This window comes from Gordonia sp. 34D (genome assembly GCF_056682775.1).
This window is the reverse complement of sequence record NZ_CM155293.1, coordinates 2,862,696-2,876,145: the sequence shown is the minus strand read 5'-3', so window position 1 is coordinate 2,876,145 and position 13,450 is coordinate 2,862,696. Positions and strand designations below refer to the sequence as shown.

The 13,450-nt window shown below is 64.7% G+C and carries 7 protein-coding genes; 3 read left to right on the top strand and 4 right to left on the bottom strand.

Annotation, left to right across the window (positions count from 1 at the left end; all coding sequences use genetic code 11):
• Positions 1–32 precede the first annotated feature (32 nt).
• A complete protein-coding gene (locus AC1L34_RS13415; protein WP_424321956.1) occupies positions 33–1,580 on the top strand; it encodes an acyl-CoA carboxylase subunit beta in 1,548 nt (515 codons plus the stop codon).
• 8 nt (positions 1,581–1,588) lie between these two features.
• On the opposite strand, the gene AC1L34_RS13410 is transcribed toward AC1L34_RS13415, so the two are convergent.
• The gene (locus tag AC1L34_RS13410; RefSeq protein ID WP_424293704.1) at positions 1,589–2,053 is read right to left on the bottom strand and encodes a DUF2231 domain-containing protein; all 465 of its coding nucleotides are present in this window, start codon (positions 2,051–2,053) and stop codon (positions 1,589–1,591) included.
• A gap of 122 nt (positions 2,054–2,175) precedes the next feature.
• Between AC1L34_RS13410 and AC1L34_RS13405 the strand changes: the two genes are divergently transcribed.
• Positions 2,176–2,895 carry a VIT1/CCC1 transporter family protein gene (locus tag AC1L34_RS13405; protein ID WP_424293703.1) on the top strand — a complete coding sequence of 240 codons (720 nt, stop codon included), beginning with the start codon at positions 2,176–2,178 and terminating at the stop codon, positions 2,893–2,895.
• A 51-nt stretch (positions 2,896–2,946) separates the two neighbouring features.
• Positions 2,947–3,264, top strand: a complete 318-nt coding sequence (locus tag AC1L34_RS13400) for a putative quinol monooxygenase (protein ID WP_424293702.1) — start codon at positions 2,947–2,949, stop codon at positions 3,262–3,264.
• 19 nt (positions 3,265–3,283) lie between these two features.
• On the opposite strand, the gene AC1L34_RS13395 is transcribed toward AC1L34_RS13400, so the two are convergent.
• The 3 genes from AC1L34_RS13395 to AC1L34_RS13385 form a co-directional block, all read right to left on the bottom strand.
• Positions 3,284–6,661: an arabinosyltransferase domain-containing protein gene (locus AC1L34_RS13395; protein ID WP_424321942.1), complete on the bottom strand. Its 3,378-nt coding sequence runs from the start codon at positions 6,659–6,661 to the stop codon at positions 3,284–3,286.
• A complete protein-coding gene (locus AC1L34_RS13390; protein WP_424321941.1) occupies positions 6,658–10,020 on the bottom strand; it encodes an arabinosyltransferase domain-containing protein in 3,363 nt (1,120 codons plus the stop codon). Before AC1L34_RS13390 ends, AC1L34_RS13395 begins: the two co-directional genes overlap by 4 nt.
• Positions 10,021–10,094: 74 nt before the next feature.
• The gene (locus tag AC1L34_RS13385; protein ID WP_424321940.1) at positions 10,095–13,421 is read right to left on the bottom strand and encodes an arabinosyltransferase domain-containing protein; all 3,327 of its coding nucleotides are present in this window, start codon (positions 13,419–13,421) and stop codon (positions 10,095–10,097) included.
• Positions 13,422–13,450: the final 29 nt, after the last annotated feature.

Below are 13,450 nucleotides of genomic sequence, written 5' to 3'. Positions count from 1 at the left end.
CGGATGGGACTGCTGTGACTGAAACTGCTCGGATCGAGACAACTGCTGCCAAGCTGGCGGACCTGCGCGAGAAGCTCGAACTCGCCAAGGAGCCCGGAGGTGACGCGGCCGTCGCCAAGCGCGCAAAGAAGGGCATCCTTTCGCCGCGCGCACGGCTGGAGTTGCTGTTCGATCCCGGCACGTTCGTCGAGGTCGGTGCGCTGGCGAAGATGCCCGGCGCGGGCGACACCGGCTACGGCGACGGCGTCGTCACCGGGCACGGCATGGTTAATGGGCGTCCCGTGGCGGCCTTCAGCCACGACCAGACCGTCATGGGCGGCACCGTCGGCGAAATGTTTGGCCGCAAGGTGTCGGCGCTGATGGAGTGGGCGGGCAAGCTCGGCTGCCCGATGGTCGGCATCAACGACTCGGCAGGCGCCCGCATCCAAGATGCCGTCACCTCACTCGCCTGGTACGCGGAGATGGGACGACGCAACGACCTGCTGTCGGGTCTGTCGCCGCAGGTCTCCGTGATCCTGGGTAAATGTGCAGGCGGCGCCGTCTACACCCCGGCCAACACGGACATCCTGGTTGCGGTCGAGGACAAGAGCTACATGTTTGTCACCGGGCCCGACGTCATCAAGCAGACCACCGGTGAAGAGATTTCCGCCGAAGATTTGGGTAGCGCCCACAACCAGGCGCTCTGGGGCAACATCCACCACGTGGCAGCCGATGAAGCCGCCGCGTTCGCGTGGGTGCGCGAGTACCTCGAGTACATGCCGTCGAGTGCCCACGAACAGCCGCCGGTCATCAACCCGGGTCTCGAACCCGAGGTCACCGAGTCGGACCTGGAACTCAACACGTTCATGCCCGACAACGACAATGCCGGCTACGACATGCGCGACATCATCATCCGACTCTTCGACGATGGTGCATTCCACGAGGTATCCGAACTGTTCGCGCCGAACATCCTGACCGGGTACGCGCGCATTGACGGCCGCAGCGTCGGCGTTGTCGCGAATCAACCGAACGTCATGGCGGGCACGATTGACACCGACTCGTCAGAGAAGGCGACTCGCTTCGTCCGCACCTGCAATGCATACAACATTCCGCTCGTCTTCCTCGTCGATACACCCGGCATCCTTCCCGGCCTGGTGGAGGAACAGAAAGGCACGATTCGACGGTCGGGCAAGTTCCTGTTCGCCTACGTCGAAGCGACCGTCCCGAAAATCACCGTCGTCCTGCGTAAGGCTTACGGTGGCGCGTACGCGGTGATGGGTTCCAAGCAGCTCGGTGCCGACATCAACTTTGCCTGGCCCACCGCCAAGATTGCGGTGATGGGTGCGGAGTCGGCTGCCGCCGTCCTGACCCGCCGCCAGACCGAAGGCATGTCCGCGAACGATGCCGACAAGGTGCGTCAAGACTTCATCGCGTTCTACAACGCGATGATGGCGACGCCCTACCTGGCTGCCGAGCGCGGCTACATTGACGCCGTCATCGAACCAGCCGAAACCCGCCTGCAGTTGCGGAAGGCGCTCGCGCAACTGCGCGACAAGGAAGTGCTGCGCAACCCGCGCAAGCACTTCCTGATGCCGATCTAACTCAGGGACTAGCCCCAGACTGATTTCGCTCCGCTATCGCCGGCCAAGACCACCATGATGAGGGCGGCGATAGCGGCGGCGACGGTTGCTACGCGCACCGTCACGTCGAGCCACTTGAGGGCCGATTCGGACAGCGGTAGTCGTGCTGTCACGGCAGGTAGCTGCAGCAGGTACAGCAGTGCGACGAGACCGAACAGCGGCCCGACGGCCAGGATCAGTTCGTCACCCAACTCGGCGTGACGCTGCAACTGCGGCGTTTCCGGAAGGGTCTTCTCGAGCGATTCGCCCGCGCTAGTGGTAATCGGTACGGCAATCAGCGTGACGAGAGCGAGCAGAGACGGGAAGGCTCCCAAAGCTTGCCGTGCTCGCGGCCAAGCGGCGATAGCAATTGCCACGAGTGCCGCGACAGGCACAGCGACCACGACGAAGTGCACGAGCAGCGGGTGGGCAGGCAACCCGTTGATGGTATCCATTCGCAAGACTTTACGGTCGCTCGCGCGTCACGGCTGCGTCCGAAACGACCTGCCCGCAAATTCCCAGCGACTTCCCAGTTAGACGCTTGCCGGGCCATTGGGCCTTCGGCAACACTGGGCGAGTGACTACTGACGACGCAGTGCATGGCCATGAACCGCACGCCAATAATCTTGCTGGTCGGCTGAACTGGTTGAGGGCCGGAGTGCTCGGTGCCAACGACGGGATCGTGTCGACGGCGGGCATCGTCGTCGGGGTTGCCGCGACCACCGCGGCACGCGGGCCGGTCTTCACTGCGGGTATCGCCGGATTGGCTGCTGGCGCGGTATCGATGGCGCTCGGCGAGTATGTCTCTGTCAGCACTCAGCGCGACACGGAGGCAGCTCTCCTTGCCAAGGAGCGGTGGGAACTCGACAACGAGCCCGTCGCCGAACTGGCCGAACTCGCCGACATTTACGAGTCGAAGGGCATGAGCCGGGCCACGGCAGAGCAGGCCGCCGCCGAAGTGTCGGCAAAGGATGCCTTTGCCGCCCACAGTGAGTCCGAACTCGGTATCGACCCCCACGACCTCGCGAACCCGTGGCAGGCGGCCTTTTCCTCGGCGGTCTCGTTTACGGTTGGCGCGCTGCTGCCGCTGGCAGCGATCCTGCTGCCACCCGAATCGTGGCGTATCCCGGTCACTTTCGTGACGGTGGTCGTCGCACTGGCACTCACCGGGGCAATGGGTGCCTACCTGGGGCAGTCGTCCCCGTGGCGTCCGACCATCCGCATGGTGATCGGTGGCAGCCTCGCGATGGCGGTCACCTACGGTATCGGTCTATTGGTCGGTACCGCGGTCGGCTGATTGCCACAATGATGAACTGAGCGGACGCTACCGTTGTCGAAGGGAAAATTCATGTACTTCATCGTCGTCAAATTCCAGGTCAAGCCCGAGAGCGCGGAGACGTGGCCAGCCATCGTCGCCGACTTCACGGCCGCGACCCGGGCCGAGCCCGGGAACCTGTGGTTCGACTGGTCGCGCAGCGTCGAAGACCCGAACGAGTACGTCTTGGTTGAAGCGTTCACCGACGACGGTGCCGGCCCGCACGTCTCCAGCGACCACTTCGCGAAAGGCCTCGAAGCGATGCGCCCCCACCTGGTGTCGACCCCGAAGATCGTTTCCCGCCAGGTCGACGGCGACGGTTGGGGCGAGATGGGCGAACTTCAGATCTAGGAGTGCGTTCGCGTCTCGATCAGTAGCCGATCGACCGCATAGGGGCGGGGTTGTACAGGCCGCTGACCGTGTGGGTGCCGTGCACCATCTCGGCGGGCTGTGCATCTACGACCATCGTGTAGCGCTCCAAGCCACCCCAGTCGCGGCCCCAATTGTTGCGCAGGTAAGTCGGAACCAGGGTGCCGTGAAGGAGTCCGTCGGTGATGCCGAGCGGGCCACCGTTCACGCCGTCCGACCACGTCTGTGAATTGCGCTTCGTCGCGTCAGCGTCGGGCATGATGCGCCAGTCGGGCACCTCAAGGATGCCGTAGCTGACAGCCATCGGCCGCTGGCACGGGAACACGAGCCCGGGCATCCAGTCGATAAACACCGGATCGGTACTGCCGACAACACTCTGCAAAGTCTGCAATGACGGCACACGCGGCGGCGTAAACGCCACCCACTCGCTGACGGCAGCCGCATCGTCGACCACCTTGAGCTGCACCACGTTCGCGCGGGGCGGCGCATCCTTCAGCGCGAAACGCATGTTGCGCCAGTAGGTTTGCTCCATCGCGTCGGTCGGCATGAGGGCCACACCCAGCGGGACAACTTTGCCGCTGGCGTCGCGTCGACCAAACTGGGCCACCAGGTGACGGCCCGGAGTGACTGCCCGCAAGCCGTTAATGGACTCGATGGAACCGGCCGCGGCAACCGTCAGGAGCGGCTTGTCCTCGGGTGCGCTGCCAGCGTCAAAGCCGAGGTCGTACCAGTCGGTGGTTACCGAGTTCACGCCCTGAGCGCCATAGCTACCCAAGACCGGCGTCGTTGCCGGGTTGAGTCCAAACGGAAGACGGACCGTAGTCGCCTTCTCCGCTGGCTCGGCAGCTTCCTCCGCACCGGACTCCTGTGCCTCGTCGGTGTCGGTCCCGGTTCCGTCGTCGGTTGCCGAACCGCCACCGGCGGTCGGCGGTGCGAGCGACGGATCGGATTCCTCGTCGGACCCGGAACGCTTCTCCTCCAACGGATCGATGTAGGTACCCGCCGGGATACCGTCGGGCCGGAACCCAACATTCTCACCAGCGAGCGCACGGAACGGTGATGGCGCGGGCCTGCCGTTAACGGCGGCCGGTTTCAGCAGCGTCTTGTTCGGGTCCGGTTCGACGAGAACATCGTTAGCCAAACCGCACTCGTTGCCGGTGAGGGCGCGGATATTCGACTTCGTCCACGACCAACTGTCGCGCTGCTCCCAAGCACCCTTCGCGAACGAGCCCAGCATGAAGAGCACCAGGAGGCCAGCGATCACCGGCAGCGGCGACACCTTCAGCTTCGACAGTCCCTTGCGATGAGCTTCGGTCCGAGTCGCTTCGTCGACGTAGTCGTCCCGGAAGTGGTACCAGAGGCCGACGGCCGCGGCGATTAGGGCGGCCAGCAGCACGATCCAGCTGAGCTTGATGCCTGCCAGCGCTACCGGACGGTCCCACCAGGGGATGCCGTAGCTACCGACGTACCACCACATGTTGGTGCCTGCCGCGGATACGGCTGTCACGAGCAGTACGGCAGAGGCGAAGAACGCGCGGTTGCGACGTGACCGCAGCAGCGCGGGCGCCATCATCGCTGCCACGGCCGCGCACAGTGCCGCGCCGATACCCGCGTAGATACCGAAGTGGTGCGTCCACTTGGTCGGGGTAAACGACGTGAAGAACATGGTGCCGATGATGACGGCAATCAACCGCCACATCGGGGCGCGGGCGATACCGTTCGGCGACCGGCGCGAAGCCAACCGGAAAATCGCCACGACCAGCGCCAAGATCATCATTAGGATGCCGAAGCGACGTGGGAACGTGCCGTCGCCCGTCTGCAGAATCAGGTAGTAGTAGCGAACCGGCTCCTGCCACCACTGCTCGGTGGGACCGACTTCGGTCGCGACCTTGTTGCCTTCCAGCAGCGGCGCAAGGGCCTGCGAGTAGAAGATCATGTAGAGCACCGCGGTGCCCGCTGCCGCCACCGGCGCGATCATCGGGAGCAGGCCGTCGCGTTGGCGGCGGTCGACAATCGCCTTGACGACACCGCGCAAACCAGCGACCAGGGCTGCGGCCGCCATCAACCCACCGGGCGCGAGAGCCAAGGTGAAAGCCGCGGTGATCGCGGCAATCGCGAACGGCAGTAGCCGTCGGGTGGCGATCGCACGCTCAACGCAGCACCAGGTCAGCAGGGCGCCAACAGCTTCGGCGGGTTCGGGCCGAATACCGTTGTTGTACGGCATCCAAATGGTGAGGAACACCATCGCACCGGTCCAGACGGCGGCCGGACTGTTCCGGACTGCACGACCGAGGCGCGGCAGTACTTCGCGGCTGATCAACCACCAGCCGAGCAGGCCCAGCAGGAGCGAGGGCAGTCGAAGCCACGGAGTGGCGACCGAAATGTTCGTCATCCACGACAACACTTGGAAGTGCCAACCGAAGGGGTCCTGTGGCACACCGAAGTAGCGGAAGTAGTTGTCCGCGTACCCGGCTTCTTCGGTAATGCGAGCAACGGTGATGTTGTAGCCGTCGTCGGACGTGTTGCCGCCGATCAACCACCAAGCGGCGAGAACCACAAACACGGCTACGTCCGGTCCGCGGATGGTGAACCAACCGGCGGGCAGGAAGCGCTTGTGGCCGCGGCCGTCACGGGCGTCGAGCAGTCCCAACGCGAGCAGCGACAGGATGGTCGCGATGATGCCGACAATGATGGCCGCCAACTTCAGCGGGGTCGGGGAGTTAATGAAGCGAGTGTCGACGGTTGCATTCAACGACAGCCCGTCGCGCGGGGCGTCGGCCGGAAGGTCGGAGAAGACGCCGATAATCTGCGGGCGCATATCCGGATCGTCTACGCGATACGACGTCGCGTCGCCGGGCGCAATGCCCTCGATAGCGGCGGTAACGCCTTCGCCGTCGCCCTTCATGACGAAGCGGCAGTTCGGATTGTTCTGCGCGCTGCGGTCGGTCGACAGCAGAACGACGTCGCGAACAATCATGCTCAACGACTTGTCGGTGGCGCTGACGAAGACGGCGCGAGCGCTCGCCTGCTTGCCTTGGCGCGGCACCGTCGACAGCAGGACGCCGCCAGCGGCCGGGAGTTCCTTGGCGAGCGAGCACGGCACCGACAGGTCAACTTCGGTCGGCACAAACGCAACCATGGGCGCAGTCACGTTGCCGATCGTGTTGTTCTGCGGCCAATGCAGTTCGGAGGTCTTCTGATTGATCGGCATCAACGGTGTCAACACCGCTAAGACAAAACCGAGGACACCGGCAATCGCGGCCAAGAGTTTGGCATTGCGATAGTTGTTCGCCTTCAGCAACTTCCACCGGCCGGTCGGTCCGGTAGATGTGGTTTCGGTTGCGCTCACCTGGGTTTGCTTCCCGTTCTGCTCACTCATTTAGTTGGCTCCACCCGGATCGAACCGGTCCGCGACCAGCCCCAAGTCGAAACTGCGGACGTGTCGACGGTGGCGACGGTGGCGTCAGGACTCAACGACGTCAGCTTTTCAAGGGAACCCCAGTCCTGATGCCAATCATCTCGGAGATAGGTCGGCACGGTCACCGACGACGTCGTCGACTCACTGATCGAAAGGAGGCCACCGGAATTGGCAGCCATCCACGTCTTCGACTGCGAGTTCGCCATCACGTAATCGGGCAGGATGCGCCAGTCGGGGACCTCGGCCACACCGTGCGTGATTGCGAGGGGACGCTGGCACGGGAAATGCGCGGCAACGGGGAAGTCGATGAGCACCGGGTCGTCGGAGCCCACCAGTTCCTGCAAGGTCTGCAGCTTCGGGGCACGCGGCGGCGTGATAGCGATGAACTGCATCGGTCCGAGGTTGGTGTCGTCAAGAACCAGGCGCATCACCTCGGCCTTTGCCGGTACCGCAGTCATCGGGACGCGCAGATTTCGCCATGGCCGGTTGGGGATCACGGGTCCGGGATCGACAGGGATCACGTCGCCACCGACTTGGGTAAACGTGCCGTCGGCGGCTTTGGTGCCAAACTGGACAACCAGCTTCTGACCGTAGGTTGGCACCCCGTCGGCGTTGATCGTCGAAACGGCTCCGGCCGTGGCGAAGGCAATGATCGGCGAGGCGTCCCGGGCCGGAAGGTCGTACCATCCGGTCGTCAGATGCGCGTTGGCACCGAAACCGTAACTGCCAAGCACCGGTGTTTTCTTGGGATCCAAGTCGAACGGCAGCAGGGCCGTTGAGCCGTTAATCGTCTCCGGGCCTTTACCGCCGGTGGTGCCAGCGCCGAGGCCGCCGATGATGTTAAACGGCTTCGACGTGGAGCCGCCGACGTGCATCTGTCCCGCGCGGGCGTTGCGATTGTCGGGCGTCAGGTCGGACGGAATCCCGTCGGGGGTGAAACCGACGGACTTGGTGCCGGTGAGGGCGGCAGTTGCCGACTTTCCGTCTGCGGGGGTCAACATATTGGCGTTCGGATCGGGTTCAGCAAGCACCTGGTCGGCCATCGCGCACGGCTGACCGCGCAGCGCGTCGACATTGTTGCTGGCCACCGTCATAGCCGGGGCACGAAGCACCACGGCCCGGCCAAAGGCGATCAAAGTGGCAGCGACCATGAGTGCGGCGATCACCATCAGCGGGGTCGACGCAATCGCGATCCGACGACGGTCCGCAGGCGAATCGGGGGCACCCTCGGGATGGTGGGCCAAGCCCCTGTTGGTGGTGTAGTCGGAGCGCAAATGCAGCCACAGGGTCACCGCGACCGCGGCCACAGCCAACGCCAGCAGGATCGACGAGACTTCGATACCCGCGACCACAGGCGCGATATTGAACCACGGAATGCCCAGGTTGTAGGCGTACGGCCAGGCGTTGGTGCCCGCTGAGGCGAACGCCAGGGCAAACAGCAAACCGGCGGTCAACGCCGAGAGGTTCCGCAACGATCGCGCGCTGCTCTGCGCGATCGCAATGGCAGCAAGCCCGGCCATGGCCGCACCGAAGCCGGTGAGGACACCAAATTGGATGGTCCACTTAATCGGGGTTGCGAACAGCAGCAGCAAGCTGACACCGAACGCGCCGATCAACCGCCATGCGGGAGCCGTCGCAACCCCCTTGATGCCACCGCGACGCAGCAGGACCGCGGCCACGATGAAGGCGGCAACAAAGGCTAGCAGCACCGGGATACGACGGGCCAGAGCACCGTCGGGCGTGCCGACCGACAGGAAGTAGTACCGCAGGAACTCTTGATGCCACGGCACAATGGGCCCGGTCTGGTACCGGATCTTCATCGCCTCAAGGACATTCATGATGCTCTGATCCCGGAAAACCACCACTGCGACGATGGTCGCGGCGGCAGCAATCGGGGCGAGGAGGGCAGCCAGACCAGCCTCGCGGCGACGGTCGACCAGCACGTGCAGCATCGGTCGGGCGGCAACCAGCAAGATCGCGGCACCCACGATGCCCTGCGGCGCCAAGGCCAAGGTGAAACCGGCGGTCGTAGCGGCGAGAGCTGCGGGCAGCATGCGTTTGCGGCTAATCGCGACCTCGGTGGCCCACCAGGTCAACAACGAACCGAGCACAATGATCGCCTCGGTGCGCAGGCCCGAACAGAACGGAAGCCAGAACGAGAGGAAAACGGCACCGGCAGTCCACGCCGCCCACGACGACGCCGTATGACGCTCGAGTTTGGTGGTGGCGGTACGGGCCACGTCGAGCAGTCGGGGGAGCACCACTCGGGAAATCAGGATCCACGATGCGATACCGGCAACAAGCTGCGGCAAATGCATCCACAGGATCGTCGGAGAGATCTTGGCCCACAGGGCGAGGAAGCTGTAGTACCAGTCAAACGGTGCCTCGGCGATGCCGTAGAACCGGTAGTAGTTCGACAGATATCCGGCATCGCCCGAGGTGCGGGCCATGTTGAGGATGTAGCCGTCGTCGGGCGCGCCGGCACCGATAAACGTCCACAGGATGAGGACACCGCCCACCGCCAGGTCCGACAGTCGGATCCGGATGCGGGAGAAGAACGAACCGGTCCGCTGGGCCAGGCCGCCGCGGTAGCCGAAGAGACGATCGAGGCACCACAGTGCGAACAGTGCGATCAAGGTGGCCAGGACGGCGACGATGATGGCGAGGGTCTTAAGGGGCGAAGCGTGCGACTCGTAGCGGTTATCAACGACAATCCGGGCGCGGATACCGTCGCCCGCAGCCTTGACCTGGGCGGTCGTCAGCGTCGTGTACAGACCGTCGATCTGCGGCCGCTTGTCGGCTTCGAGCAATTTGGGCGGCGCGATCCCGACGAACTCGGCACCCGTCGCGGTGGGCCCGGAGAAGATCCGCAAATTGGTGCATTTGCCTGCCGCAATGTCGGCACGCGAGGCGACAGCCGCGACATTGCTGCGGAACAGCACGGTGATGTTTGCGTCATTCGCGGTAACGGTCAAGGCCTTGTTGGCGGCGCGCTGCGCACCGGGCGGCATGCTCGACAGGATGGTGCCATTGGTCTTGACGTCGGCGAGCACGCTGCAGGCAATCGTGACATCGACCTGCTGAGCAGTCTGCGCGATCAGCGGTGCGACGATCGACGGATCTGCCGAGTTCAAGGACTGTCCCTGCGGCCACGAAATGGTGGCCGCCGATGTCTCAACTGGCAACAGCGGGGTGGCGAGTGCCGCTAAAACGGCGATCACCCCGGCTACAGCCGCAACGATTCGAGCGGTCGAAGCCGTCAGTGGGCTCGACCTGCGGTCGGTCACGGTGTCGGGTGAAGTCGGTGTCGCGTCTGGCACGCCCTCTGACGTTAGTCGACTCGACGCAAACAGACCCAAACCTGGAGTTGCTTGGTCCCGAGGAACGCGTTACCTCAGTACCGGATCGGCGCGGGACTCCAGAGGCCGCTGCGAACCACTTCGCTGTAGTCGATGGTCGCGGGAACCGCGTCGTCGTACGAGGAATACCGTTCGAGGGCACCCCAGTCGCGGCCAATGTCGTCGGACAGGTACGTCGCGACCGTGTTGGCGCGCTGCGATACCTCGAGCCAGCCGAGCGGACCGCCGCCGAGTGCGCTCTGCCATGCGCTAACCGCGGCGAGGTCGGCACCGGGCCGGATGCGCCACTCGGGGATCTCGGTTACGCCCGCATGGAAATTGAACGGCCGTTGACATGGCACAAAAAGGCCCGACGTCCAGTCCACGTGCGTCGGTGCTTCGGAACCAACCACTTCCTGCAGGGTCTGCATCTGCGGCAGTCGGGGCGGGGTGACAACAATGAAATGGTCGGCGGCGAGATCGTAGTCGGTGGCGACAATGCGGACGGCCGTCAAGTCTTTCGGGAGCGAAGCGGTATCAATGCGGACGTTGCGCCACGACGGTCGCGGTCCCGGATCGATCAGCCCGATCGAGCCTGTCGGCACGATTGAGTTGTCCTTGATGCCGGGCGTCAACTCCTGATCGGTGTACTGCAACTTCAGGTTCGACGGCGCAAAGAGGCCAGCGGCAGACAGGGACAGCAGCGGGCGGTCGCGCCAGTCGGCGGGCAGACGGTACCAACCCGAGGTCAGGGTCGACGGGGTCTGCTCGTCGGCGTTGTAACTACCCAACACCGGCGTGCGCGCGGGATCGAGCTCGAAGGGCAGCTCGGCGTGGCTGCCGTTGATACCCGCGGAGGTGGTGGTTCCGCCGCCGGTGCCGCCGCTGTTCGCGATCAGCAGGTCGGGGTTGATGGCGGTGTCGCGCGCGAGGACGCCGAAGGCCCCAGACGGAGCCTTGGTATCGACACTGTCGGGGATACCGTCCGGGGTGAAACCGCTGGTCGGTCGATGATCGGGGTCAGTGGGCGATGGTGTCGACGATCCGGCGAGCGGGTTGGGCAGGGTCTTGTCGACCGGTTCGAGGAGGAACTGGCTGGGATCGGATTCGACGAGGACTTTGTCGGCCATGCCGCAGGGCTTACCGGCCAGAGCGGCGAAGTTCGATCGCGGCACCGAGAACGATTCGCTCTGGTGGACCCCGGTCATGGCCGCCGTCCACACGAGGAAGACCACCACGGCCCCGGCGGCGATCCCGAGTGGTGCCGCAGCGACGACGCGCGTTGCAGAAGTGGCGGTGCGGTGCAGGCGTGATTGGTCGCGAGCCGGCGCGGGCTGGGGATCGGTACCGGCGAAGGGTTCCCGGAAGTGGAACCACAGTGCCAGTGCGAGCAGAGCGAGGGCCGCGTACAGCAGAATGTCGCCGAGTGGGACTCCCGCGATCGCGACCTGGGAGGTGCCCCACGGCATACCCCAGGCTGAGGCGTAGTAGTACGAGTTGGGCGCGGTCAGTGACAGGGCGAGGGTGAACAACACCAGGGCACCGGCGACGGTCCGATTGCGCCGCGAATGCGTGGACTGCGCGCTGGCGGCAATCGTCGCCAGCGCGGCGAGGGCCGCCGCCAGCCCGGCGAAGACACCGAAGTGGTGCGTCCACTTGGTTGGCGTAAACATCAAAAACAGCAGCGAACCGAAGGTGATGCCGACGATGCGTCGAGCCGGTCCCAGTGCCGTGCCGGGGATGCGTGACTTTCGGATAAGGACCGCCCCGGCGATCGTCATGCTGAGGACCATCGCGACGACGGTAAACCGGCGAGCGATGGAACCGTCGGCCGAAAACGCGAACAGCGATGAGTAGCGGTCGATCTCGTTGTACCAGTTCAGCGACGGTCCAAGGGCGGTCTTCATGGCGGACGCTTCGCTGAAGGCACTTAACGTGAGCTTGGAGAAGACGACGAAAATGACAAACGTGCCCGCCGCGACGATCGGTGCCACCAGGCTGAGGTAGGCGGTGAACGAGCCGCGCCCGGTGAGCGCGTTGACCTCGATGGCGCGCTTGCGTAACGCCAGGAACATGGGGCGCGCGCCAGCGACGAGGGCGGCAACGGCCAGCACCCCGGTGGGGCCTGCGGCGATGCTGAATGCGCCGGCCGTGCAGGCAACCGCGGCGGGCAGGAGGCGGCCCGTCGCGATGGACCGCTCAACCGAACACCAGGTGAGGAGGGCACCGAGGCAGATAATCGGCTCGGGGCGCAGCCCATTGTTGAAGGGGAACCAGGCGACGAGGAACACGGCGGCCGCCGTCCACGGCACCGCTGCCCGCACTCGAGCGGCACGCCCAATCCGCGGCAGAATTTCGTGACTGATAATCAGCCAACTGATGATTCCGCAGGCCAGCGCGGGCAGTCGCATCCAGGGACTGGCAACGGTGACATGGCTGAGGAGTCCGAAAATTTCGTAGTACCAGCCAAAAGGCGCTTCCGGTGCGCCGAACCAGCGGAAGTAGTTGGCCGTGTAGTCACTGCTCTGCGCCACCCGCGACATCGTCATCAGGTAGCCGTCGTCGGAAGTATTAGGTCCGATCATGTGCCACAGGGCCAACAACCCGATGACGGTGTAGTCGCGAGAGTTGAGGCGCCACCAGCGGGCCGGGAAAATCCGGCGGTGTCCGCGGCGGTCAGTGGCGTCGAGGCGGGCCAGGGCCGCCAACGCCATCAGCGTGCACAGGATCCCAAAAACAATCGCCAGCCATTTCGTGAGCGTGGGTGCCGTGCTGTAGCGGGAGTCAATCACCATGTGCGCGGTGAGGCCCGGCAAGCTGGCGGCGGGGCCCGTCAACTGGGTGAACAGGCCGGTGACCTGTGGCCGCTGATCTCCACCGGGGATGTCGCCACTGCCGGTGGCCGCGGTCATTTCGTCGCCCGCCGCGTCGGTGAGGCCGACGAACGTCGCGCTGACTTCACTCGCGGAGGCGCGGATCTCGATGCGCTCGCACCGGTCCGAGGTGACTGCCGAGAGCGGCGCGGTCAGGATCGGGATATTCCGGGTGACGACCTCAACGTTGGGGTTTGCCGACCCGGTGACACGAACAAACAGGCCACGGTCGGAGGCTTTGGGTGCCGATGGCGACGTCGTCGACAGCAGCACCGACTCGCCCGCGGGCAGCGATTCGACCGCCCGACACGGAATATCGGCGTTCAGGCTGATCGGCGCATACGAAAATAGGGGTGCCGATACCGATTCGACGACGCCATTTTGCGGCCACGAGACCTCGGCGACGGTTTGTTTAACCGGCAGAAGCGGGGTCGCCAAAGCTAGGAACACACCGAGAATGCCAGCAACGATGGCGACTAACTGAGCGCGTCGGACAGAGAATGCTGGCACAGCAGTTGATCCTAAGCCAAGTAGAGTGC